This window comes from Kitasatospora sp. NPDC048540 (assembly GCF_040651175.1).
Classification (GTDB): domain Bacteria; phylum Actinomycetota; class Actinomycetes; order Streptomycetales; family Streptomycetaceae; genus Kitasatospora.
Genome location: NZ_JBEZIR010000057.1, coordinates 28,654 through 51,322, shown reverse-complemented (window position 1 = coordinate 51,322; position 22,669 = coordinate 28,654). Strand labels below are relative to the sequence as shown.

The 22,669-nt window shown below is 72.7% G+C and carries 18 protein-coding genes and 2 pseudogenes; 12 read left to right on the top strand and 8 right to left on the bottom strand.

From position 1 onward, the window contains the following. From AB0D08_RS22370 to AB0D08_RS22345, 6 genes and pseudogenes are all read left to right on the top strand, one after another. Positions 1-123, top strand: a pseudogene (locus tag AB0D08_RS22370) (ribonuclease BN); the annotation flags it as partial. A gap of 219 nt (positions 124-342) precedes the next feature. Further along, entirely contained in the window at positions 343-1,404 is a 1,062-nt protein-coding gene (locus AB0D08_RS22365; RefSeq protein ID WP_359890987.1) for an acyl-CoA dehydrogenase family protein, read from the top strand. Further along, positions 1,401-2,225: a PIG-L family deacetylase gene (locus tag AB0D08_RS22360; RefSeq protein ID WP_359890984.1), complete on the top strand. Its 825-nt coding sequence runs from the start codon at positions 1,401-1,403 to the stop codon at positions 2,223-2,225. The genes AB0D08_RS22365 and AB0D08_RS22360 overlap by 4 nt, the downstream gene beginning before the upstream one ends. Next, positions 2,222-2,881 carry an SAM-dependent methyltransferase gene (locus tag AB0D08_RS22355; RefSeq protein WP_359890981.1) on the top strand — a complete coding sequence of 220 codons (660 nt, stop codon included), beginning with the start codon at positions 2,222-2,224 and terminating at the stop codon, positions 2,879-2,881. The genes AB0D08_RS22360 and AB0D08_RS22355 overlap by 4 nt, the downstream gene beginning before the upstream one ends. Continuing rightward, positions 2,878-3,588: a glycosyltransferase gene (locus AB0D08_RS22350; protein WP_359890978.1), complete on the top strand. Its 711-nt coding sequence runs from the start codon at positions 2,878-2,880 to the stop codon at positions 3,586-3,588. Before AB0D08_RS22355 ends, AB0D08_RS22350 begins: the two co-directional genes overlap by 4 nt. A 155-nt stretch (positions 3,589-3,743) precedes the next feature. After that, positions 3,744-5,051 carry a PP2C family protein-serine/threonine phosphatase gene (locus AB0D08_RS22345; RefSeq protein ID WP_359890975.1) on the top strand — a complete coding sequence of 436 codons (1,308 nt, stop codon included), beginning with the start codon at positions 3,744-3,746 and terminating at the stop codon, positions 5,049-5,051. Between the two features lie 80 nt (positions 5,052-5,131). On the opposite strand, the gene AB0D08_RS22340 is transcribed toward AB0D08_RS22345, so the two are convergent. Then, complete coding sequence (locus AB0D08_RS22340; protein ID WP_359890972.1) at positions 5,132-6,223, bottom strand: glutamate--cysteine ligase; 1,092 nt, start codon at positions 6,221-6,223, stop codon at positions 5,132-5,134. A gap of 728 nt (positions 6,224-6,951) precedes the next feature. After that, positions 6,952-7,356: a hypothetical protein gene (locus tag AB0D08_RS22335; RefSeq protein WP_359890969.1), complete on the bottom strand. Its 405-nt coding sequence runs from the start codon at positions 7,354-7,356 to the stop codon at positions 6,952-6,954. Between the two features lie 593 nt (positions 7,357-7,949). Here AB0D08_RS22335 and AB0D08_RS22330 point away from each other — a divergent pair. Continuing rightward, positions 7,950-9,410: an ice-binding family protein gene (locus AB0D08_RS22330; protein ID WP_359890992.1), complete on the top strand. Its 1,461-nt coding sequence runs from the start codon at positions 7,950-7,952 to the stop codon at positions 9,408-9,410. A gap of 239 nt (positions 9,411-9,649) precedes the next feature. Here AB0D08_RS22330 and gnd read toward each other — a convergent pair whose 3' ends face one another. The 3 genes from gnd to dnaE all read right to left on the bottom strand — a co-directional run bounded on the left by gnd (position 9,650) and on the right by dnaE (position 16,275). Then, on the bottom strand, positions 9,650-10,666 hold the full coding sequence (gnd, locus tag AB0D08_RS22325; RefSeq protein WP_082526826.1) for a phosphogluconate dehydrogenase (NAD(+)-dependent, decarboxylating): 1,017 nt from the start codon (positions 10,664-10,666) through the stop codon (positions 9,650-9,652). Positions 10,667-10,670: 4 nt separating this feature from the next. Next, positions 10,671-12,119, bottom strand: a complete 1,449-nt coding sequence (locus AB0D08_RS22320) for a glucose-6-phosphate dehydrogenase (RefSeq protein ID WP_359890967.1) — start codon at positions 12,117-12,119, stop codon at positions 10,671-10,673. Positions 12,120-12,720: 601 nt separating this feature from the next. Continuing rightward, entirely contained in the window at positions 12,721-16,275 is a 3,555-nt protein-coding gene (dnaE, locus tag AB0D08_RS22315; protein WP_033822596.1) for a DNA polymerase III subunit alpha, read from the bottom strand. A gap of 259 nt (positions 16,276-16,534) precedes the next feature. Here dnaE and AB0D08_RS22310 point away from each other — a divergent pair, with 259 nt between their 5' ends. Further along, on the top strand, positions 16,535-18,499 hold the full coding sequence (locus AB0D08_RS22310; protein WP_359890964.1) for an amino acid transporter: 1,965 nt from the start codon (positions 16,535-16,537) through the stop codon (positions 18,497-18,499). A gap of 145 nt (positions 18,500-18,644) precedes the next feature. Beyond that, the gene (locus AB0D08_RS22305; protein ID WP_033822598.1) at positions 18,645-19,061 is read left to right on the top strand and encodes a DUF3592 domain-containing protein; all 417 of its coding nucleotides are present in this window, start codon (positions 18,645-18,647) and stop codon (positions 19,059-19,061) included. Positions 19,062-19,088: 27 nt separating this feature from the next. Here the strand turns inward: AB0D08_RS22305 and AB0D08_RS22300 are convergent, their stop codons facing one another. The 3 genes from AB0D08_RS22300 to AB0D08_RS22290 form a co-directional block, all read right to left on the bottom strand. Next, a complete protein-coding gene (locus tag AB0D08_RS22300; protein ID WP_051813324.1) occupies positions 19,089-19,610 on the bottom strand; it encodes a universal stress protein in 522 nt (173 codons plus the stop codon). 197 nt (positions 19,611-19,807) lie between these two features. Then, positions 19,808-20,227, bottom strand: a complete 420-nt coding sequence (locus tag AB0D08_RS22295; RefSeq protein WP_051813327.1) for a winged helix-turn-helix domain-containing protein — start codon at positions 20,225-20,227, stop codon at positions 19,808-19,810. A 65-nt stretch (positions 20,228-20,292) separates the two neighbouring features. Continuing rightward, positions 20,293-20,559, bottom strand: a complete 267-nt coding sequence (locus AB0D08_RS22290) for a hypothetical protein (protein WP_082526825.1) — start codon at positions 20,557-20,559, stop codon at positions 20,293-20,295. Positions 20,560-20,842: 283 nt separating this feature from the next. On the opposite strand from AB0D08_RS22290, the gene AB0D08_RS22285 reads away from it, so the two are divergent. From AB0D08_RS22285 to AB0D08_RS22275, 3 genes and pseudogenes are all read left to right on the top strand, one after another. Beyond that, positions 20,843-21,214, top strand: a complete 372-nt coding sequence (locus AB0D08_RS22285; RefSeq protein ID WP_233289189.1) for a hypothetical protein — start codon at positions 20,843-20,845, stop codon at positions 21,212-21,214. Next, positions 21,145-21,327 (top strand): annotated as a pseudogene (locus tag AB0D08_RS22280) (hypothetical protein); the annotation flags it as partial. The gene AB0D08_RS22285 and the pseudogene AB0D08_RS22280, both read left to right, overlap by 70 nt. A gap of 799 nt (positions 21,328-22,126) precedes the next feature. Next, complete coding sequence (locus tag AB0D08_RS22275) at positions 22,127-22,630, top strand: universal stress protein (protein WP_359890960.1); 504 nt, start codon at positions 22,127-22,129, stop codon at positions 22,628-22,630. The last annotated feature ends 39 nt before the right edge of the window (positions 22,631-22,669 follow it).

Genomic DNA, 22,669 nt, shown 5'->3' with positions numbered 1-22,669 from the left:
GTCCTGGTCGTCCAATCGTGGCTGGTGGGCGTCGGTGTCGTGGTGTACGGCGGCGCGCTGGCGGGCCGGCTGGTCCACGACGAACTTCCCCGCGCGGCCGCAGCGCTGAAGCGACCGAGGTGAATCCGGCCCCGGGGCGGTCCGATCGCGGCGGGTCGCTGTTCCTCGGTCGGACGCGCGGCCGTCCCCGGCGCGATGCAGAGTCGAAGCGGGGCCCGCGCCGCGCGCCCCTGGACCCGAGGAGTACACCGTGACCGCGAGATCGTCGTTCCGGCCGTCCACGCTGCCGCCCTGGCCCGTGCGCCTGCCACGCCAGCCCGATCCGCGACGGGACGACACCGAGTGAGCACCGGCGCGCTGCCGGCCGGGGCGCGGTTCCCTGCGGCCGGGCCGTCGGACCCGGACCGGGATGCGGAGCAGCACCGCGACTGGGTCGCGCAGGAATTCACCTGGATGGCGGCGTGCGGAGAGCTGGAGCTTCCGTTGCCGGGCGGCGGACGGACCCGCGCCCGCTGGAAGGCACTCACGCGGTGGGCGCAGCGGGACCTCTCGCTGGCCCGGCTGGTCGAGGGCCATACGGACGCCGTGGCGATTCTCGCCGAGCTCGGCGCCCCGGGCGCCGGGCCGGCTCCGGTGAGCGGTGCCGGGGCCCGGTGGGGGGTGTGGGCGGCGGAGCCCCCCGGCTACACGCTGGAGGCGTACCGGGAGGGAGGCGGGTGGCGGCTGTCCGGGGTGAAGCCGTTCTGCTCGGGTGCCAGGGTGTGCACCCATGCGTTGGTGACCGCGCGGGAGGGGGAGCGGCGGCGCCTGTTCGCCCTCGAGGTCGAGCAGCCGGGCGTCGTGCCGCGGCCGGACAGCTGGCCCGGGCCGGGCATGGCGGGCAGCGACACGCTGGACGTGGAGCTCGACGCCGTGCGCGCCGTGCCCGTCGGCGAGCCCGGGGCCTATCTGGAACGGCCCGGCTTCCACCACGGCGGGATCGGCGTCGCAGCGTGCTGGCTCGGCGGTGCCCGCGCCGTCGCCCGCACACTGCTGACCGCCGCACGAACATGGGATCTGGACCCGCACGCGCTGGCCCACCTCGGTGCGGTCGACGCCCGGCTGGCCACCGTCGACGCCCTGCTCGACAGCGCTGCCGCTGCCGTCGACACCGACCCGGGCGACCGGGAGGGCACTGCCCTGCTGCGCACGATGCGGGTGCGCGCCGCCGTCGAGGACGCCGGCGGCGACGTCCTCGCCCGGGTCGGCCGGGCGCTGGGCGCCGCGCCGCTCGGCCACGACGTCACCCACGCACGCGCGGTGGCGGACCTCACCGTCTACCTCCGCCAGCACCACGCCGAACGGGACCTCGCCGCACTCGGCCGAGCCGCCCGAGCAGCCCGATCGGACTGGGAGGACGTGTGACCGATCACCCGTTCCCGCCGTCACCCGCCGGCGCGACCCGGCCGACCGGGTCGGCACCCGCCGACCCCATCCGAGCGGCCGGCACCCCCGAGCGGGACTGGCAGGCCTGGCCGGGACTGCGGGCCCTGCCCGCCCTCGATCCGCTCACCGAGCTGCCGCCCGCCCCGCCGGGGCGCCCGCGCCGGATCCTCATCGTGGCCGCCCACCCCGACGACGAGGTGCTCGGCCTCGGCGGCACGATCGCCGTCCTCGCCGCCGCCGGCGTCCGGCTGCGCCTGGTGTCCGTCACCTACGGCGAGGCCTCCCACCCGCACAGCAGGGCCCCGGTCGCCCGCGACCTCGCGGCCGTCCGGACCCGGGAACTGCACCAGGCGCTCGGCCGGTTGGGCGCCGATGTGCAGAGCGTGGCCCTCGGCGTCCCCGACGGCGGGGTCGCCCGGAACGAGCGGATCGTGACCGGCGAGCTGGCGGAGCTGCTGACGGACTGCGACCTGTGCGTGGCGCCGTTCAGCGGTGACCTGCACCCGGACCACGAGGCGGCCGGCCGGGCCGCGCTCGCGGCGGGCAGGGCCCGGGAGGTGCCCGTGTGGGAGTACCCGGTGTGGGCGTGGCACTGGGCCGTCCCCGGCGACGCACGGCTGCCGTGGCACCGGGCGGTCCGGGTCGCGCTGCCGCCCGCCGCCCGGGACCGCAAGCGCACCGCACTGGAGTGCTTCCGCAGCCAGGTCCGGCCGCTCGGCGACGGCCCCGGCGACGAGGCGATCCTGCCGCCCGCCGAACTCGCCCACTTCCGGCGGGACTTCGAGGTGCTCTGGCGATGAGCGCACCCGACGGCACGCAGCAGGACGGCGGTACGCCGCAGGAGTACTTCAGCCGCATGTACACCGCCCGGCCCGACCCGTGGCAGCTCGCCGACCGCTGGTACGAGCAGCGCAAGTACGCCCTCACACTCGCGGCCCTCCCCGAACGGGAGTACGCCAGCGCGTTCGAGCCGGGCTGCTCTGTCGGCGTCCTGTCGGCCCGACTGGCCGGCCGCTGCCGGGCCCTGCTCTCCTGCGACCGGGAGGAGCGGGCCCTGGCACAGGCCCGCTCACGGCTCGCCCACCTGCCGCACGTACGCGTCGAGCGCCGCGTGCTGCCCGAGGACTGGCCCGGGCCGCAGGAGAGCTTCGACCTCGTCGTCCTGTCCGAGCTGCTGTACTACTTCCCGGCCGCCGCCGGCGCCGGTCTCCTGGAGCGCGCCGTGAGCTCCCTCGGACCGGGCGGCACCCTGCTGCTCGTCCACTGGCGCCGTCAGGTGGCCGAGCACGCCCGCAGCGGCGACGACGTCCACGAGCAGGCGCGCACCCACCCGGCCCTGGTCCGCATCGCCGCACACAGCGAACCGGACTTCATGCTCGACGTGTTCATCCGGCCGCGGCAGCCCGGCACACCGGCCGAGCACCTGTCGGTCGCCGCCGCCGAGGGGCTGACGTGATCCGTGCGCTGGCCGTGATCGTGCCCGCCCGCGACGAGGCGGAACTCCTCGGCGGCTGCCTGGCGGCGCTGCGCCGGGCCGCCCGGCATCCACAGGTGCGGGGTCTGCCGGTGCGGGTGATCGTCGTGGCCGATGCCTGCACGGACGCCACCGCGGACATCGCCCGCCGCAATGGCGCGGAACTGCTGGAGATCACCGAGGCCAACGTCGGCGCGGCCCGCGCGGTCGGCAGCGACCACGCCCTGGACACCACCCTCGCCGCCGGGTCGGGGCCGGGAAGCCTGTGGCTGGCCCACACCGACGCGGACTCCGTGGTCCCGGCCGGCTGGCTCGCCCGGCAACTCGCCCACGCCGCCGCCGGCTGGCACGCGGTGGTGGGAACCGTCCACGTCACGGACTGGACCGGCCACCCGGACGGCGCCGCCGCCGCCTTCCGACGGCACCACCGGCAGGACCGCGCGGCCGCCTGGCACCCGCACGTCCACGGCGCCAACCTCGCCGTCCGGGCCGACGCCTACCGCGCGGCCGGCGGATTCGAACCGCTGGCCGTCGGTGAGGACCGGACCCTGGTCGCCGCCCTGGAAGCCGCCGGCCACCCCGTCAAGCGCACCACCCGGAACCCCGTCGCCACCTCCGCCCGGCGCGATCCCCGCGCCCGCGGAGGATTCGGTGACTTCCTCCAGGGCCTCGACACCATCACCCCGTGACCACCGCCGCCGCCGGACCGGGCAGCGCGCCGAAGCGCACCATGGTGCACGCCCCTGGTGCGGACCCCGCCCGGCGCCGGGTCCTGCCGCGCTCACGGCCTGTCACCTGCGTGTTGTCCCGGGGGCAGGTCGGGGGTGTGATGGAGTGGGCGACTATGGCACAGGCTGATGGGGAGCCCGGCCGGGTCGTGGTGGACCGGTCGGAGGGGTTCGGTGAGCGGCTGCTCGGTGTGCTGCTGGACCGGGCGCACGAGATGCCGCCCCAGCTGATCGCCCCGTTGATCGCCGACGAGGTCGGCATCGTCGGGGGCCGGGAGGTCTCGATCCTGCTGCAGGACTACGAGCAGCTGATGCTGGTCCCGCTGCGCGGGCGGCGGTTGAGGGTGGGGGAGCCCCAGCCCATCGACGCTTCCCCCGCCGGCACGGCGTTCCTGCGCGCGGCGGCGGTGGAGGTGGTGCAGCCCGACGGGGTGCGGATGTACCTTCCGCTGCTCGACGGCAGCGACCAGGTGGGGGTCCTTGCCCTGACGCTGGACACCGTGGACGACGACGACCGGCGGCTGCTGCGGCGGCTCGCCGGTCTGGTGGCCGACATGCTGGTCACCAAGAACGGGTACACCGACGAGTTCTTCAAGGCGCGTCGCCTCGTCCCGATGACGACCGCCGCGGAGATCCAGTGGTCGCTGCTGCCGCCGCTGACGATGTCCACCCCGCAGGTCGAGGTCGCCGGGATCCTCGAACCCGCCTACCGGGTGGCCGGTGACAGCTTCGACTACGCGCTGAACGGCGACATCCTGCACGTGGCCGTGATCGACGCGATGGGCCACGGGCTGGACGCGGCGGTGATGGCGACGGTCGCCATCGGGGCCTACCGGCACTCCCGGCGCTCGGGCATCGCGCTGGCCGAGACGTACGCCTTCATGGACACCGCCATCGCCGGCCAGTTCGGACCCGAGCAGTTCGTCACCGCGCACATGATGCAGCTCGACGTCGCCTCGGGACGCCTGCAGTGGGTCAACGCCGGCCACCCGGCGCCGTTGCTGATCCGCGACCACGACGTGGTCCAGCAGCTCAAGGGCCCCACGACGTTGCCGGTCGGATTCGGCGGTGAGCAGCCACGGATCAGCGAGCAGCTGCTGCAGCGCGGCGACCGGGTGCTCTTCTTCACCGACGGGCTCGTGGAGGAGCACCTGGCCGGCGGTGAGCAGTTCGGTGAGGAGCAGCTGATCGACGTCGTCACGCGGGTGGGGCGTGCACACGTCGGCCTTCGGTCGACGGTGCGGGCGCTGTCCCACACCCTGAAGCAGGCGCGCGGCGGCGCCACCAGCGACGACGCGACGCTCTTCCTGGTCGAGTGGCGGGGCGGCAGCGCCGACCACCTCGCCACGGCCGGCTGGGACGACAGCGCCGGCACCCCTCCCGGAAGGCCGGGCAGCACCCGGGACCGGCCCCCGGCCGGCTGACCCGGCCACGGGTCGGCGAACCCGACCCGCCTCCCGGGGACAGCTGACCGGGCCGGCCCGGCGGCCGGGTGGCCAAGCGGTCAGACACCCGTGGTCTGGTCGCCGATCATGCGGATCAGGCCCGCGCGGCCGCCCTGACGCAGCTCGCGCCGCTGGCGGGCTGCTCCGTTGCCCTCCCGCAGGACGCGATCCAGCACCGGCGCGATGTGCCTGCTGTCCTCCCCGGCGGCCGACGCGATGAACTCCAGGAGCGCGGCGGCCGCATCGCCGGCCGCCCGCAGCCCGCCGTGCAACGGGTCGAACACCTCGCCGGCGCACCCGTACCGCGCCCCGTGCCAGACCGCGGCATCCAGCACCTCGGGGCGCACCGCGGGCGCCGGGTTCCCGGCCGCCGCGTCGGCGAGCAGCCGGGCGGCGAGGGCCCTGACGATGCCGGCCAGCATCACCGCCTCGTCCGCGCGCAGCTGCACGTCCATCGCGCGGAGCTCGACGGTGGGGAACCGCTCGGACAGCCGGATGTGCCAGTAGATCTGACCGCTGTCGCGGATCAGCCGGTCCTCGACCAGGGCCAGGGTCCGGCGATCGTAGTCGGCCACGCCCTCGAACAGCGGCGGCGGCCCGCTGACCGGCCAGCGGCTGAAGACCAGCGTGCGCCAGCTGGCGAATCCGGTGTCGGTGCCCTGCGCCAGCGGCGAGTTCGCGGCGAGCGCCACCAGCAGCGGGAGCCACGTCCGCAAGCCGTTCAGCAGCAGGACGCCGGTCGCACGGTCGGGGATGCCGAGGTGGACGTGCATGCCGGTGATCAGCTGCTCGTCGGTGAGGCGGGGTGCGTCGCTGTGCATGACCTGGTAACGGGCGGTGTCCGTGACCGGAACCGGCAGCCGGTCGGTGAACGGCGCCCCGGCGCACGCGGCGAGCAGGCAGCCGTCCCGGGCCGCCGCCCGGCCGAGGGCGTGGCGCATCCGCAGGAGGTGGCCGCCCACCTCGTCGAGGTCCCGGCAGACCGGGGTCGCGATCTCCAGCTGCGCCTGGAGCAGCTCCCGCTGGACCTCGCCCCGGTCCATCGCGGGCTGGAGATCGGCTGCCCGGCGCACCTGCGAGGCCCGGGCGACCGGTGTACCGGCCACCGGGTCGAGCAGGAGGTACTCCTCCTCCACGCCGAGGGTGAGCATGCCTGTCGGATACCCCGGGGAGACCGGCGCAACCGTGGAACGCGAGAGGCAGTCCTGCCGGTCCGGGTCAGTCCGGGTCAGTCCGGGGGCTCGGGCGTCCCGGGCCCCTCGGGCTCACCCGGGCGGCGGGGCGGGAGGGGCGGGTCGGGCGGCGGGACGGGCCGGCCCGGCGGCGCCGGTGGGTCCGGAGAGACCGGAGGCGCGACCGGCGCAGGCTCCGGCGGCCGTGGAGGCCCTGGCGGCGGCACAGGGGTGACGTCAGGGTCGGGTGGTACGGAAACAGTGCCCATGAGAACCGGGCTCCTCTCAGCCGAGGGCGTCTTCGAACTGCTTCGTGTCTTCCTCGAGCGACTACGGACGCTACGGTCCATGGCCTGCAGCTCCGCGTCTGCCCCGCACCGGCGGGGACGAACCCCGCACCGCGCCGGGCGGCACCCGCTCTCACCGGCCCGGGCCCTGGTCGGACCGGTCGCTCATCGGCGCGGCGCCCGGCCCACGTCCTGTGGCACAGGAGTGGTGCGGAGGAGTCCAGTCCCGCCGTCGGTCAGAGGTGCCGGCCCGGCCGCGCAAGGTGCGACCTCATCGGGAGTGCACCGGCCGCCGGGCCCGGACAGCGGCGAGGTCTGCCCCGGCCACCGACGCGAGGCCGCCGGAGTCCCCCGCTCGTCGGAAGCCGGTGCACCGGGGAGGTGCAGCCGGCGCCGTGCACCCGCCGCGGGCCTTCAGGGTCAGACGCCGAGGATCTCGCGGATGAGGCTCAGCTTGCCTTCGGCGCTGAGTGCCGAGGGCCTGCGCGCCAGCAGGCCGTCCAGGACGGCCGGGACGTCGCAGGAATCGGGGGCCTGGATGACGCCGATGACCTGGCAGCGCAAGCCGCCGTCCCGGACGTAGACCCACAACTCCTGGTCCTTGTGCGGCTCGTCGTTCTCCTTCGGCGACAGCCGCCAGGCCGGGAACCAGCCGAGTCCCTCGGTGGTCAGGCTCTCGGCGATCTCCGCCAGGACGTGCCTGCCGAGCCGCCCGTAACCGAGCTCCCGGCGCAGCTCGCCGAGCGACGTCCTGGCCAGACCGCCCCCTGCGCGGCAGCGCCCGGCCACCGTGTCGGTGCCGCCGTCCTCGGGAGGCGCCGACACTTCACCACGCAAATTCTCCAGGGTGTCCATATTCGTCCCAACGAAGCGAACTGCAAAAACGATGCGCCCTTGCACTGTCCCGGGTGCATCCGACGAATTCGTCCCTGCGATGCCGGGGGGCGCTTCAGGTGCGTCCACCCCCGTGGCCCGTGCCGCTGACGACACGCCAGCGGCAAGCAGGTGATGTTGCGACAATCTGACAGCGACACCACTCATTTGGATTCTTAATAGGCCTCCGATCCTATGGTGCCATTGGTGTGTACGCAGTCGAGTGTCAGGTCATCAGATTTTCGGTGTACGCACGCTCTCTGAATCCGGGACGGGCCAGGCGCCCCTGGTTTCCGGTGCGATTGACCTGTCCTGACACCCGACCAGATCTCTTCACAGCCACCCGGAGTCCCCCCAGGGATTGCCGAACGCGACGGCGATACGAAAGGTCATGTCCTATGGCATCGGATGCCACCCTGTCCGCCCCTCCCAACAGCGGGCGTAGACGCACCGGATTCAAGGAAGCCCTCTATCTCCTGCCCGGATTGACGTTGTTGGTGACCAGCACGTTGATCTCCCACCCCGCGTACGCCGCCCAGGCGCCGGTGACCCTGGGGACCGACACCAGCTACGCGGTCCTGGGCGGTTCGACGGTCACCAACACGGGCCCCAGCGTCATCAACGGCGACCTGGGCCTCAGCCCGGGTTCGTCGGTGACGGGCTTCCCGCCCGGCATCCTCAACGGGGTCCAGCACGTGGCCGACGCGGCGGCCCTTCAGGCCCAGTCCGACCTGGTCATCGCGTACAACGACGCGGCCGGCCGGGCGCCCACCGCACTCGTCTCCGGTGACCTGGTCGGGTTGACGCTGACGTCCGGCGTGTACAAGTCCACGTCGTCACTGGCCCTCAACGGCACGGTGACGCTCGACGCCCAGGGCGACCCCAACGCCGTCTTCATCTTCCAGATCGCCTCCACCCTGATCACGGGCTCGGCGAGCAACGTCAGCCTCATCAACGGCGCGCAGGCCTGCAACGTGTTCTGGCAGGTGGGGAGTTCTGCCACCATCGGGACCAACTCCTTCTTCAAGGGCAACATCCTCGCTCTCACATCGATCGCGGCGCAGACCAACACCGTGATCGAGGGCCGGGCGCTGGCACGCAACGGCGCGGTCACGCTGGACACCAACACCATCACCCGGGCCGCCTGCACCGTCGGCCCGCCCGGACCGAGCGGCCCGCCCGGACCGACGGGCTCGGCCGGCCCCACCGGCCCCACCGGCCCGGCCGGTCCCACCGGTCCCACCGGCCCGGCCGGCGCCCCGGGTGTCCCCGGTGCTCCTGGCGCTCCCGGTGCTCCGGGTGCTCCTGGCGCTCCGGGTGCTCCGGGTGCTCCGGGTGCTCCGGGCGCCCCGGGTGTTCCTGGTGCCCCCGGTGCTTCTGGCGCTCCGGGTGCTCCTGGCGCTCCGGGCGCCCCGGGTGTTCCTGGCGCCCCCGGTTCTCCCGGTGCCCCCGGTGCTTCTGGCGCTCCCGGTGCTCCGGGCGCCCCGGGTGTTCCTGGTGCCCCTGGTTCTCCCGGTGCGCCCGGCCCGACTGGCCCGGCAGGGCCCGCTGGTCCTGCTGGTCCGGCTGGGCCCGCTGGGCCCGCTGGTCCTGCCGGCCCGGGTGGCCCGGGTGGCGGGCACGGTGGTGGTGACGAGCACGGCGGCGACGACCACGGTGGCGACCACGGCGGCGGTGAGCACGGCGGCGGCGACCACGGCGGGGAGCACGGCAGGGGAGACGAGCACGGTGGCGGTGGTGACCACGGCGGGGGCGCTGCCGAAGGGAAGGGCGACCACGGCCAGGCGTCGAACAGCCCCTCGCCGGGCGTCCCGTCCCGGACGGCTTCGGCGGCCGCCCCGTCGAAGGTCCCCTCTCAGGGCCACGGTGCCGGTCTCGCCGAGACCGGCTCCGGCGGAGCCACCGGTATCGCGGCCGCGGGGGCGATCCTGCTGGCTGCGGGTGGGATCCTCCTGGCCGTCCGGACGAGAATGAACCGAGCCGGCGGAGCCGGACGACGGCACTAGCCGACGAGAGCGCCTAGCCGACGAGCGCCCTGAGCCCCCGGACCCAAGCAACTGCCCGGGGGCTCAGGCCTGCGCGGTGAGGAGCGGCACGACCGTTGAGCGCGCAGATCCGGGGGGTGCCGTCCGCCGGCCGGTGGTCCGGGTGGTGGTCCGGGTGGTCGCGAACGAGCCCCGGCGGGTCCGGTGTCGACCGTCGGCCAGGGCTCGTTGGGTGCGCGACCCGCAGGCGCGCGGTGCGGTCAGCCGGTCTTCTCGTCGTGGCCGCCGAAGCCCTTGCGCATCGCGGACAGGGCCTTGTCGGCGAAGTCGTCGAGGTGGCGCGAGGAGAAGCGGGAGTACAGGGCGGTGGTGAGCACGGGCGCGGGCACGCCCTCCTCGATCGCGGCGATCGAGGTCCAGCGTCCCTCGCCGGAGTCCGAGACGCGGCCCGCGAAGCCCTCGAAGCCGGGCGATTCGACGAGGGCGGCCGCGGTCAGGTCGAGCAGCCAGGACCCGATCACGCTGCCGCGCCGCCAGACCTCGGCGACCGCGGCGGTGTCGATGTCGTACCGGTAGTACTCGGGGTGCTCCATCGGCGCCGTCTCGGCGTCCGCGTCGGTGTGGCGCTTGCCGGCGTCCGCGTTGTGCAGGATGTTGAGGCCCTCGGCGAGCGCGGCCATCATGCCGTACTCGATGCCGTTGTGGACCATCTTGACGAAGTGGCCCGCACCGTTCGGGCCGCAGTGCAGGAACCCCTCCTCGGCCGTGCTCGGCGCGCCGGTGCGTCCGGGGGTGCGCGGCGCGTCGCCGGTGCCGGGGGCGATGGTCGCGAAGATCGGGCGCAGGCGCTCGACGACCTCGTTCTCGCCGCCGATCATGAGGCAGTAGCCGCGGTCGAGCCCCCAGACGCCGCCGCTGGTCCCGCAGTCGATCAGGTGGACACCGCGGTCGGCCAGCGCCGCGGCGCGGGCGATGTCGTCGCGGTAGTACGAGTTGCCGCCGTCGATGACGGTGTCGCCCGGGGCGAGTTCGGCGGCCAGGGCCTCGATGGTGGTGCCGGTGATGTCGCCCGCGGGCACCATCACCCAGGCCGCCCGGGGCGGGGTCAGCTTCGCGGCCAGGTCGGCCAGCGAGCTCGCGCCGATCGCGCCGTCCTGCTCCAGCGCGGCGACCGCCGCGGGGTTGACGTCGTACACCACGCAGGTGTGGCCGTCGCGCATCAGCCGGCGGGCGATGTTGGCGCCCATCCGGCCGAGCCCGACCACGCCGAGCTGCATCGGTTCACCGGTCGCCATGTTCTGCACTCCTGTCGTGACTAGGGTCGTGACTAGGGTCGTGACTCGCGTCGTGACTCGCGTCGTGCGCGCTGGAGAGCCAGGGCAGCTGCCAGGTGGTGCGGCCCGGGCCGGAGGCGGGACCCCAGGACCCCTGCCGGTAGGGCACGGGTGCGGGCGGGTGGTCCACCAGCGGCTGGATGACCCGCCAGGTCTCCTCCACCACGTCCTGCCGGGTGAACAGCGAACGGTCGCCGGTCAGCGCGTCGTTGAGGAGCCGCTCGTACGGCTCGGGGGGTTTGCCGAGCTCGGCGGCGAAGGACAGGCCCAGGTGGACGCTGTCGGCCGACTGCCCGGAGGCCTGCTTGGAGAGCAGGCCGATCCGCAGGCCGGGGTCCGGGTCGATCCGCAGCACCAGCTCGTTGGGGGCGGGGTGCTCGGGCTCGTCCAGGAATGCCAGCCGGGGCGGGCGCTTGAAGACCACCCGTACCTCGGTGGCCCTGGCGGCCAGCGCCTTTCCGGCCCTGATGAAGAACGGCACCCCGGCCCAGCGCCAGTTGTCCACCTCCAGCGTGAGTTCGACGTACGTCTCGGTCGTCGAGCCCGCCTTCACCCCGGGGACGTCCAGGTAGCCCTCGTACTGGCCGCGCAGGCAGCGGGCCGGATCGACGTCGGCCATGGCCCGGAACACGTCCACCCGCCGGTCCCACAGCGCGTCGGACCCGGGGCCGACCGGCGCCTCCATCGCGATCAGGGCGAGGACCTGGAGCAGGTGGTTCTGCACCACGTCGCGCAGCGCGCCGACCGGGTCGTAGAACGCCCCGCGGTCCTCGACGCCGAAGTCCTCGGCCATGGTGATCTGGACCGCGGCGACGTGATCGCGGTTCCAGAGCGGCTCCAGCACCGCGTTGGCGAACCGCAGGAACTGGATGTCCAGCACGGGCTGCTTGCCGAGGAAGTGGTCGATCCGCAGGATCTGCTCCTCGCCGAGCACCCGGTGGAGCCGTGCGTTGAGCGCCCGGGCGGACGCCAGGTCGTGACCGAACGGCTTCTCCAGCATCACCGTGGCACCCGCGGTGAGGTTCGCCGCGGCCAGGGCCTCCACCACCGGGGCGAACAGCGACGGCGGGATCTCCAGGTAGAACAGCGGCCGCTCGGCGCCCTTCAGCCGGGCCGCCAGCGACCGGTAGGTGGCCGGGTCGGTGAAGTCGCCCCGCAGGTAGGACACGCGCCGGGCCAGCCGCTCGAACGCCGCCGCCTCCACGGCCGTACCGCCGCCTTCCAGCGCCGCGCCCATGGCGGCCACCAGGTGCTCCTGCGACCAGTCGTCGAGCGCCACGCCGATGATCGGACAGTGCAGCAGTCCGGCCGCCTCCAGCCGGTAGAGCGCCTGGAAGGTCATCTTCCGGGCGAGGTCACCGGTGATGCCGAAGATCACCAGGGCATCGGCGCTCATCCCCGCACCCCCCGCAGTCCGGCTCCACCGTCGAGACCGTACAGGACCGCCCGAACCCGCTCAGGTAGATAGTTGCTCACAGGAGGGACGATATCGCCCGAAGTGTCACATTTCTGACAGATCGCCGCCTTGTCGGCGTCGGGCCGGCCATCATCGCTCAGAGCGCCTCCGGTCGGGGTCGAGGGCGCAGCGGGCGTCGACGACCGCGGGGACGGTGATGTGCCGTCGCAGCTTGGCGCGGTCGACCTCGGAGTACAGCGGCCAGTCGGTCAGGTGCGGCAGCAGGGCGGCGCCGGTGACCGCCGAGACCGGATCGTCCGCGTACGCGAACCACGGATGGGCCCCCGCGGGCGTTCTCCATCGCGGCGGGGTCGTGGACGGTGACCTCGGCCCCGGCTCGGGCCCTCGGCGACCGTGGCGCCCGGGGTGTTCACCCGCTCGGTCGGCATGCGGCTGGCGATCGTGGGGACCGTCCACCTCCAGGACCGTGACCTCGACCTTGCAGCTGGGCCACCGGGCCGTCGACGTCCTCCGCCGGGCCCGCCCGGAGCTGGGCGGTGCGGTCTGAGCCGTGGCCCGGACCGCCCCGCCCGGCCGGCCGCTACACCGTCCCCATCCAGGCGTGGGTGCCGAGGGCGGTCTTGATGTCCGAGGCGAGGCCGTGGTCCGTGGTCACCCGCAGGCCGAGCTCGTAGAGGGTGTTCTTGTCCCAGTTGGTCGTGAGCAGGCGCACCGGTACGTCCCCCGGGTGGTCCTGGAGGACCCGCTTGAGTTCGGCGACCAGGTCGGGGGTGATCCGCCTGGTCGGGATGGAGATCTGGACGGGGGGCTTGGTGCCGAGTTCGGCGGAGGAGACGTCGAGGGTGGTGATCTCCTGCCCGAAGATGCTCAGGCTGCCGTCGCGTTCGTTGAGCCGTCCCCTGGCCGAGATGACGTTGTCCTCGACCATCTGGTCGGCCATCAGGTTGTAGGTGGCGGGGAAGAAGAGCACCTCGACCGAGCCGTCGCGGTCGGCGAGCGTGATGATGGCCCAGGCGTTGCCGGCCTTGTTGATCCGGCGGTCGACCGCCGTGATCAGGCCGGCCAGCTTGACCTCGCCCTCGGTGCGTCCGGAGCCCATGAGTTCGGCGATGGAGGTGTCGCGGTTGCGGGAGAGGATGTGCTCGGCGCCGTCGAGCGGGTGGCTGGAGACGTACAGGCCGAGCATCTCCCGCTCCAGGCTGAGCAGTTGCTTGCGCGGCCACTCGCGGTCGGTCAGTTCGAAGTCCAGGCCGATCGCCGGGGCGCCGTCGCCGCCGTCGAGGGCGCCGAAGAGGTCGTCCTGGCCGATCGCCTGCTGCTTCTTGACGCCGGTGACCGCGTCGATGGCGCTCTCGTGGACGGTGCTCAGGGACAGCCGGGTGTGGCCCAGGGAGTCGAACGCGCCGGCCTTGACGAGGGAGTCGACGGTGCGCTTGTTGCACACCACCAGCTCGACCTTGTCCAGGAAGTCGGCGAAGGAGACGTACTTGCCCTTCTCCTCGCGGGTCCTGACCAGCGATTCGATCACCGGTACGCCGACGTTGCGGACGGCCTTGAGGCCGAAGCGGACGTCGCTGCCGACGGCGGTGAAGTCGACCACGGACTCGTTGACGTCGGGGGAGAGGATCTTGATGCCCATCTGGCGGCACTCGGCCAGGTAGACCGCCATCTTGTCCTTGTCGTCGGCCACCGAGGTGAGCAGCGCGGCCATGTACTCGGCCGGGTAGTTCGCCTTGAGGTAGGCCGTCTGGTACGACACCAGGCCGTAGGCGGCCGAGTGCGACTTGTTGAAGGCGTAGCCGGCGAACGGTACCAGGACGTCCCATACGGCCTTGATCGCCTCGTCGGAGTAGCCGCGTTCGTGGCAGCCGGCCTGGAACGGGATGAACTCCTTCTCCAGGACCTCCTTCTTCTTCTTGCCCATCGCGCGGCGGAGCAGGTCGGCCTGGCCGAGGCTGTAGCCGGCCAGCACCTGTGCGGCTCGCTGCACCTGCTCCTGGTAGACGATCAGGCCGTAGGTCGGGCCGAGGACCTCGCTCAGCGGGGTCTCCAGCTCGGGGTGGATCGGGATGATCTCCTGCTGGCCGTTCTTGCGGAGGGCGTAGTTGGTGTGCGAGTTCATGCCCATCGGGCCGGGCCGGTAGAGCGCGGAGACGGCGGAGATGTCGGCGAACTCGGTGGGTTTCATCAGGCGCAGCAGGGCGCGCATCGGGCCGCCGTCGAGCTGGAAGACGCCCAGGGTGTCGCCGCGGGCCAGGAGCTGGTAGGTGGTGGGGTCGTCGAGCGGGATCTTCTCGATGTCGATGTCGGTGCCGCGGTTGGCCTTGACGATCTTGATGCAGTGGTCGATGATCCCCAGGTTCCGCAGGCCCAGGAAGTCCATCTTGATCAGGCCCATGGCTTCGCACGACGGGTAGTCGAAGCCGGTGATGATCACGCCGTCCTTGTCCCGCTTGTGCAGCGGGATCAGGTCGAGCAGCGGGGTCGAGGAGAGGATGACGGCGGCGGCGTGCACGCCGGTGCCCCGGATCAGGCCCTCGATGCCCCGGCCGGTGTCGATGATCTTCTTGACGTCGGGTTCGTTGTCGTAGAGCGCCCGGATCTCGGTGCCCTCGTTGTAGCGCGGGTGGCTCTCGTTGAACAGGTCCGCCAGCGGGACGCCCTTGCCCATCACGTCCGGCGGCATCGCCTTGGTGATCCGGTCGCCCATCGCGAACGGGTAGCCGAGGATGCGGTTGGCGTCCTTGACGGCGGCCTTGGCCTTGATGGTGCCGAAGGTGTTCACCTGTGCGGTGTACGCCGAGCCGTACTTGTCGGTGACGTAGCGCACCATCTGGTCGCGCTGGCGGTCGTCGAAGTCGATGTCGACGTCCGGGGGGTTGATGCGCTCGGGGTTCAGGAACCGCTCGAACAGCAGGTCGTGCTCGAGCGGGTCCAGCTCGGTGATCCGGGTCAGGTACGCGACCATCGACCCGGCCGCGGAGCCGCGGCCCGGGCCGACCGGGATGCCGTTGTCGCGGGCGTACTGGCAGATGTCCGCGACCACGAGGAAGTAGGCGTCGAACCCCATCGGGGAGATGACGCCCATCTCCAGCTCGATCCGGTCCAGCACCTCCTGGCTCGGGTTGTCGCCGTAACGGATCTTCAAGCCTGCGGCGATCTTCTTGCGCAGGTACGACGCCTGGGTCTCGCCCTCGGGCACGTCGAACTGCGGCATCCGGTCGACGTAGGTGAAGACCTCCTCGTACGACTCGATCCGCTCGGCGATCAGCAGGGTGTTGTCGCAGGCCTGCGGCAGCTCGCGGAACAGCTCGCGCATCTCGGCCGCGGTCTTGATGTAGTAGCCGGTGCCCTGGAACTTGAAGCGGTTCGGGTCGTCCTTGTTCTTGCCCACGCCGACGCAGAGCAGGCTGTCGTGCGCGTCCGCCTGGTCGGCGGTCACGTAGTGGGAGTCGTTGGTCGCCAGCAGCGGGATGTTCAGCTGCGCGGCGAGGCGCAGCAGGTCCTGGCGGACGTCCCGCTCGATGGACAGGTCATGGTCCATCAGCTCCAGGAAGTAGTTCTCCTTGCCGAAGATGTCCTGGTACGCGCCGGCGGCCTTGACCGCCTCCTCGTACTGCCCGAGGCGCAGCCGGGTCTGCACCTCGCCCGAGGGGCAGCCGGTGGTGGCGATGATGCCGGTCGCGTTGGCGGCGATCAGCTCGCGGTCCATCCGGGGCTTCATGTAGTAGCCCTCCATCGACGCGAGGGAGGAGAGCTTGAAGAGGTTGCGCAGGCCGGTGGCGTTCTGCGCCCACATCGTCATGTGGGTGTAGCGGCCGCCGCCGGAGACGTCCTTGCCGCCCTCGCCGTCCGCGCCGGACGGGCGCTGGCCGCCGGGCGACCAGAAGACCTGCTTCTTCTCGAACCGCGAGCCCGGCGCGACGTACGCCTCGATGCCGATGATCGGCTTCACCCCGGTCTTCGCGGCGGCGTGGAAGAACTCGTACGCGCCGAACATGTTGCCGTGGTCGCTCATCGCGATCGCGGGCATGCCCTGTCTCTCGGCCTCCGCGAACAGCTTGCCGTTCTTGGCCGCGCCGTCCAGCATCGAGTACTCGGTGTGGACGTGCAGATGGGCGAAGGTGTCGGACACTGCGCTGGGGCTCCTTGCAGATCGGGCGACCGGAGGAAGGGCCCAACCCTAACGGTCGGCGGAGCGCGACTCGCCGGGAGCGGGCCGACGGACCGGTGTCCTTCACGCACTCCCTACGCCGCACACCGCGGCGGAACGGGTCCACTTCCCCGCACACGCCCGTGTCCTGCCCGGACGACGCGGACGCCTCGCATAGCCTGACGTCGCCGCTCGCCCGGCCGGCCGGGCCGCCTGCGGCCGTCGACGGGAGTGCAGGGTGGTGAGCTCAGCTTCGGGTGCCCGCGGTTCCGCGCCGTCGGCGCGGCAGCGGTTCCGGGCGTGGCTGCTGGAAGGCACATCGGACCGGGCCAAGCAGCACCCGGGCCCGCACGCCGACGCCCCCACGGAGCACGGGCAGCGCTGGTGGCGGGTGATGTGCCTGACCGGCCTGGACTACTTCTCCACCCTGGGCTACCAGCCGGGCATCGCGGCGCTGGCCGCCGGCCTGGTCTCCCCGCTGGCCACCATCGTGCTGGTGCTGGTCACGCTGTGCGGGGCGCTGCCGGTGTACCGGCGGGTGGCTCAGGAGAGCCCGCACGGGCAGGGCTCGATCGCCATGCTGGAACGCCTGCTGTCGTTCTGGCAGGGGAAGCTGTTCGTCCTGGCGCTGCTGGGCTTCGCCGCCACCGACTTCGTGATCACCATCACCCTGTCGGCCGCCGACGCCACCGCGCACCTGGTGGAGAACCCGCACCTGAACAGCGCCCTGCACGGCCGTCAGGTGCTGATCACACTGATCCTGGTGGCCCTGCTCGGCGCGGTCTTCCTCAAGGGCTTCAGCGAGGCGATCGGCGTCGCCGTGGTGCTGGTGGCGGTCTACCTCGCCCTGAACGTGGTGGTGGTCGCCACCGGACTGGGACACGTGCTCAGCGACCCGGGGCTGGTCACCGACTGGACCGACGCGCTGACCGCCGAGCACGGCAACGCGCTGGCCATGATCGGCGTCGCCCTGCTGGTCTTCCCGAAGCTCGCCCTCGGCCTGTCCGGCTTCGAGACCGGCGTCGCCGTGATGCCGCACATCGAGGGCGAGGAGGGCGACACCGAGGAGCAGCCGACCGGGCGGATCCGCGGTGCCCGCAAGCTGCTCACCACCGCCGCCGTGATCATGAGCATCTTCCTGATCACCAGCAGCTTCATCACCACGCTGCTGATCCCGCCCGCCGCGTTCGAGCCGGGCGGCGCGGCCAACGGCCGGGCGCTGGCCTACCTCGCCCACGAGTACCTCGGCGGCGCCTTCGGGACCGTCTACGACCTCTCCACCATCGCCATCCTCTGGTTCGCCGGCGCCTCCGCGATGGCCGGCCTGCTCAACCTGCTGCCCCGCTACCTCCCGCGCTACGGCATGGCGCCGCACTGGGCGCGGGCCGTGCGCCCGATGGTGCTGGTGCTCACCGGGGTCGCCTTCCTGATCACCTGGATCTTCGACGCCAGCGTCGACGCCCAGGGCGGCGCGTACGCCACCGGCGTCCTGGTGCTGATCACCTCGGCCGCCATCGCCGTCACCATCGCCGCGCACAAGGCCGGCGAGCGCGGCTGGACCATCGGCTTCGCGATCATCGCGGCGGTCTTCGTCTACACCACCGGCGACAACATCGCCGAGCGGCCCGACGGCGTGAAGATCGGCGCCTGCTTCATCGCCGCCATCGTGCTGATCTCGCTGGCCTCCCGACTGGCCCGCGCCTTCGAACTCCGGGTCACCGACGTGGTCCTCGACCACGTCGCCGAGCGGTTCGTGCGGGACTGCTCGAACCGGACCCTGCGGCTGATCGCCAACCAGCCGGACCGGCGCGACCTCACCGAGTACCGGGAGAAGCTCCAGCAGATCCGGACCGACAACGACATCCCGCCCGAGGACGACCTGGTCTTCGTCGAGGTCACCGTCCGGGACCCGTCCGACTTCGAGGCCGAGCTGAAGGTCCACGGCGAGGTGCTGCACGACCGCTACCGGGTCCTCACCCTGGAACACTCCAGCATCCCGAACGCGCTCGCCGCGCTGCTGCTGCACGCCCGGGACGTGACCGGGCAGCAGCCGCACATCTACTTCGAGTGGACCGAGGGCAACCCGTTCGCGCAGTTCCTACGGTTCTTCCTGTTCGGCCAGGGCGAGGTCGCCCCGGTCACCCGGGAGGTCCTGCGGGAGGCCGAGCCCGACCGCAGCCGCCGCCCCCGCGTGCACGTCGGCTGACCGCACCCTGGGCGGACGCCGCCGTGAGGACCGTCCGGCGACGACACCGGGCCGCGCGCCGGTGCAGACTGGGGAGAAGAGGCGGTGACTCGCACCGTCCGACCCGTCCGACCCGTCCGACCGCCCGACCGGGGAGGGGCCCGCGATGGACGCAGCCCTGCTGGCGCCGCTCGCCGTGTTCGCCGCGATCGGCGGCCTGACCGCCTACCTCGCGGGAGCGGTGGGCCTGCGCGACACCCGCCGGCTGCGCCGCGTCGGCATTCCCGTGCAGGCCCTGGTCAAGTACCGCTCGACGCAGGCGGGGGACCTCGCCGGGGCCGCGCGACCGCTGCTGCAGTTCGTGACCGCGGACGAGACCGTCATGGAGGTCTTCTCGCCGGTACCCGCGGGCCGCTCGCAGCCGCTGACGGACGGCGGGCAGGTGTGGATCAGCTACGACCCCGCCGACCCCCGGCAGGTCGTGGTCCGCGGACGCGAACGCGCCTGGCTGGACCTCTCGTTCGTCGCTCTCGGCGCCGCGGTGCTGCTCGGCGCCCTGGTGCTGTTCCTGCTGGCGGTGTGACGCGTTGCCGGGGAGAGCACCGAGCACTCAGGCGGACACGGCGGAGTGCCGCGGAGCCCGGCCGTGGCCGGCGAGGAAAGGCAGCGGTGCCCCGCTGCGCGCCGTGAGCTCCATGCTCGCCAGCAGCTCGGACGGGGAGACCACCAGCACGTCGCAGACCGCGTGGGCGCGGCAGTAGCGGGTCACCGAACCGCGCAGGGCGTGCTGGACGCGGCCGCGGTGGCCACTGCCGAGCACCAGCAGGTCGGTCGGCCGGTCGGCTGCCGCCACCAATGCGCGGCCGGGCTCGGAGCGGACCACCAGCGGACGGATGACCACGTCGTTGGGGTAGCTGCCGAAAGCCTGCTCGAACACGGTGTCCAGCCGCTTGCGCGCCGCATGCTCCAGTTCGGAGAGCGGCCGCAGACGGTCGCGGTCGGTGTCCGACCAGGCGATCACCGGAACGAGCACCGCATCGCGCCGGCCCGCTTCCTCCACCGCCCGGTACACGGCGGCGAGACTGCTCAGCGAGCCGTTGACCCCGACGACGACCCGAATGCCCTCGACCATGGCAGTCCGCTCCCTCTTCCGCTCTCCGGCCGGCGGGATTCCGCCGGCCCACACCCCCATTGGACGCCTGCCGCCCCGCCAGGGCAGCGGTCCTTGACGTACGCACTACGCGCCGGTCGCCGTCCTTGACGCGGCCTTGATACCTCCGGTGCGGCGCCCGTCCGGTGCGGCGCCCGGCGGCAAGCGGACGCGGTCGATCACCGTCGTCCCTGCCTGCCGGGGTCGTAGCAGTAGCCGACCTGCCGGACGGTCGCGATGGTGTCCCGGAGCTCCGGCCCGAGCTTGCGGCGCAGCCGGGCCACATGGACGTCGACCGTCCGGGTGTCGCCGAACGGCTCCTGGTCCCAGACGCCGGTCAGCAGCTGGCGGCGGCTGTAGACCCGCAGGGGGTGCGCCACCAGGTGGGCGAGCAGTTCGAACTCCATGAAGGTGAGCTTCAGCAGCCGTCCGCCGGCGACCGCGGTGCGCCGTACGGGATCGACGACGACACCGGCCACCGCGGTCCGCGGCCGGTCGGGCCCGGGACCGCCGCCGGCCCGCAGGACGGTGGCCGCGGCGGCGGTGACGGCCGGCCAGGTCGAGTGGATGTGGGAGACCCGGGGGTAGTACAGGGACATCTCGTCCTCCTTACGGCTTCGTCCACACGGCGAGGTGCCGGCAGTGCGCTCGGTAGTTGGGCAGTTCAGCGGTCGGGGCGCCAGTGGGCTTCGAGCCGGTGCGTTCCGTCCGCCGCGGTGACGGTACGCCAGCTCGCCCGCATACGGACCGTCGGGCGGGCCCGGCCGTCACTTCCGCCACCGGCGGGGCCGCCGATGGCCAGCAGCACCGGACTGTCCAGCGGGCCGTCGGCGAGCCGTCGCAGGACGGCCGTGAGCAGGGCGAGCGCTGAGCTGCGCGCCCTGGTGGAGGCCCTTGGCGCGTGGGTGTGAGAGGCGCCGAGAACTGCCATGGGAGTCCCCCCTCGGTGAAGAGCCGTCAGGTGTGGTGGTGCCGTACACGGTGAGGCTCGGGAGGGGCGGTCGTGGGCGATCGGATTGGTGCCCCTCCCGCCGACGTTAGGCCGGTTGATGCGCGCGGGGGAGTGGTCCTGACGGCTCGTTGACTGCCCCGGGACAACCCCTGACGGCTCCTTGACATCGGCCGCGCGACTTCGCCCCGGCGTCGAGGTGCCGGCCGAGAGGAGCCGCCTCCTGCAGCTGGGCGCTGTCAGACCCTTGCTGGAGGATCCGGCCATGCTGATTGCGACCGACGAGCGCGGCCATGTGGTGAAACGCCCGTCCAACCCGGCCATCGGGGCCATGCTGGCCAACCTGCAACGCGGGAACGCTCACCTGGTCCTGGAGCGGATGAACGAGGAGGAGCCCGGCAATTGGTACATCCAGGTCCTGCTGCGTGAGAACAACACCTTCCAACTCGAATTCCGGGACGGGGTGCCCGGGCTGCACTACCAGACTCTGACGGTCTCTCAGGAGAAGGTCCTCGGGGCACTGCTCGGCTGGGCCGGCGGGAAGCCGGGCTGGCGGGACGGCTTCATGTGGAACAACATCGCCGAGCAGTTCGGCCACGACGAAGCAGGAGATCCAAAGGGGCCGAAGTGGCACTGACTCCTGATGAAGCCGTGGTGCAGCTCGGGCACCGGCTCTCACCCAAGCGGCGTTCAGCCGCATCACGCCTGCGTCGGCTCGCCGACCCCGCAGCGGGCCCTGCGCTGTTGGAGGCTCTTCAGACGGAGGTTCGAGACGCCCGTACCTGGGAGACCCAGTACCAGATGGTCATGGCGCTCGGGACGTGCGGTCACCGGCCCGCTCTCGGCCTGCTCCGGGACCTCGCCCGGCGCCCTTTCGAGGCCACGGCGGTGTACGTCGCGCTCGGCGATGCCATCGTCCGGCTGAGCACTCCCGGGGGCGCGGCCGATTCGCTGCGGTGGTGCCTGGACACCGGCACGCCGCTGCTCGTCGACGGCGCTCTGCGTGCCGTGGCCATGCAGCGACTCTCCCTGGACGCGGCCACGATCGACCACGTTCTCGACTTCCTCGGTCCCTTGGACCCCCACGACGGCCTGCGGTTCTGGGCTGCGGCCGCCGCCGCGGGATGGGCGGGGACTCGGGTCAGCGACTTCCTCCGGGAGTGCGCAGACGGCCCCCGGGCTGACGTGGCCGATGCAGCCACCTCGTCCTTGCAGGGCGAGTACCGGACCTACTCGCCCTTGTGGCGACCTGCCCGGAAGGCAAGCCGCACGGTCCGATGCCAGGGGCGGGGCGACGGTCGTGATCAGCGCCGCCGCGATGGCCCCGACCGCCGGGGGAGCGGGTGGGGAGGGCGTCAAGAGGGCGTCAAGGACGGCCGGTGCCGCGTAGCCGGGGCGTTAAGGACGCTGGCGTTCGCCGACCGTGGGCGTCTACTGGATCCGAGGGAACGGGCCGGGCCGATCAATAGGTCCATCGGAAATCCGAGGTCCGTGCCAACGAATCGCAGGTCCGGTGGCCTGCATCGAAGACCGAGGGAAGCGAAGCATCATGGCCGAGGACACGCGCGTCATCGTCGGAGTCAGCGGATCGCTGGGCAACGCGGCGGCCCTGCGCCGCGCGGTGGCGGAGGCCGAGCGCCGCGACGCCGTCCTGGTCCCGGTCATCGCCTGGACCCCGCCCGGCGGCGAGGCCGCCTACCGGACCCGGCCCTGCCCGCCGCTGTCGAAGCTGTGGGAGCGGGCGGCGGCGGACCGGCTCGACGCCGCGTTCGCCCGGGCCTTCGGCGGCTACCCGGCACACCTGCGGGTCGAACCGGTGGTGATCCGGGGCGAGGCCGGACCGGCACTCGTGGAGATCGCCGACCGGCCCGACGACCTGCTGGTGGTCGGCACCGGCCGCCGGGGCGGGCTGCGGCGGTTCCTGCACGCGTCGGTCGGCCGGCACTGCGTGGCGCGCGCCGCCTGCACGGTGACCGCCGTCCCGCCGTCCGAGGCACCGGCCCTGAAGGCCGTGGCGGGCGAGCGGTCGCGAGTGACGTCCCTGGCTGCCTGACACCGACCTCCCACATCGTCCACATCGAGGCAGGGACCC

Coding starts and splice junctions, on each gene's coding strand:
- AB0D08_RS22355 (WP_359890981.1), top strand. CDS start 2,222: ATGAGCGCACCCGACGGCACGCAGCAGGACGGCGGTACGCCGCAGGAG.
- AB0D08_RS22320 (WP_359890967.1), bottom strand. CDS start 12,119: ATGAGCGCCGATGCCCTGGTGATCTTCGGCATCACCGGTGACCTCGCC.
- AB0D08_RS22305 (WP_033822598.1), top strand. CDS start 18,645: ATGGACGCAGCCCTGCTGGCGCCGCTCGCCGTGTTCGCCGCGATCGGC.
- AB0D08_RS22290 (WP_082526825.1), bottom strand. CDS start 20,559: ATGGCAGTTCTCGGCGCCTCTCACACCCACGCGCCAAGGGCCTCCACC.
- AB0D08_RS22275 (WP_359890960.1), top strand. CDS start 22,127: ATGGCCGAGGACACGCGCGTCATCGTCGGAGTCAGCGGATCGCTGGGC.
- AB0D08_RS22295 (WP_051813327.1), bottom strand. CDS start 20,227: ATGTCCCTGTACTACCCCCGGGTCTCCCACATCCACTCGACCTGGCCG.
- AB0D08_RS22340 (WP_359890972.1), bottom strand. CDS start 6,223: ATGCTCACCCTCGGCGTGGAGGAGGAGTACCTCCTGCTCGACCCGGTG.
- gnd (WP_082526826.1), bottom strand. CDS start 10,666: ATGCAGCTCGGCGTGGTCGGGCTCGGCCGGATGGGCGCCAACATCGCC.
- AB0D08_RS22300 (WP_051813324.1), bottom strand. CDS start 19,610: ATGGTCGAGGGCATTCGGGTCGTCGTCGGGGTCAACGGCTCGCTGAGC.
- AB0D08_RS22345 (WP_359890975.1), top strand. CDS start 3,744: ATGGCACAGGCTGATGGGGAGCCCGGCCGGGTCGTGGTGGACCGGTCG.
- AB0D08_RS22285 (WP_233289189.1), top strand. CDS start 20,843: ATGCTGATTGCGACCGACGAGCGCGGCCATGTGGTGAAACGCCCGTCC.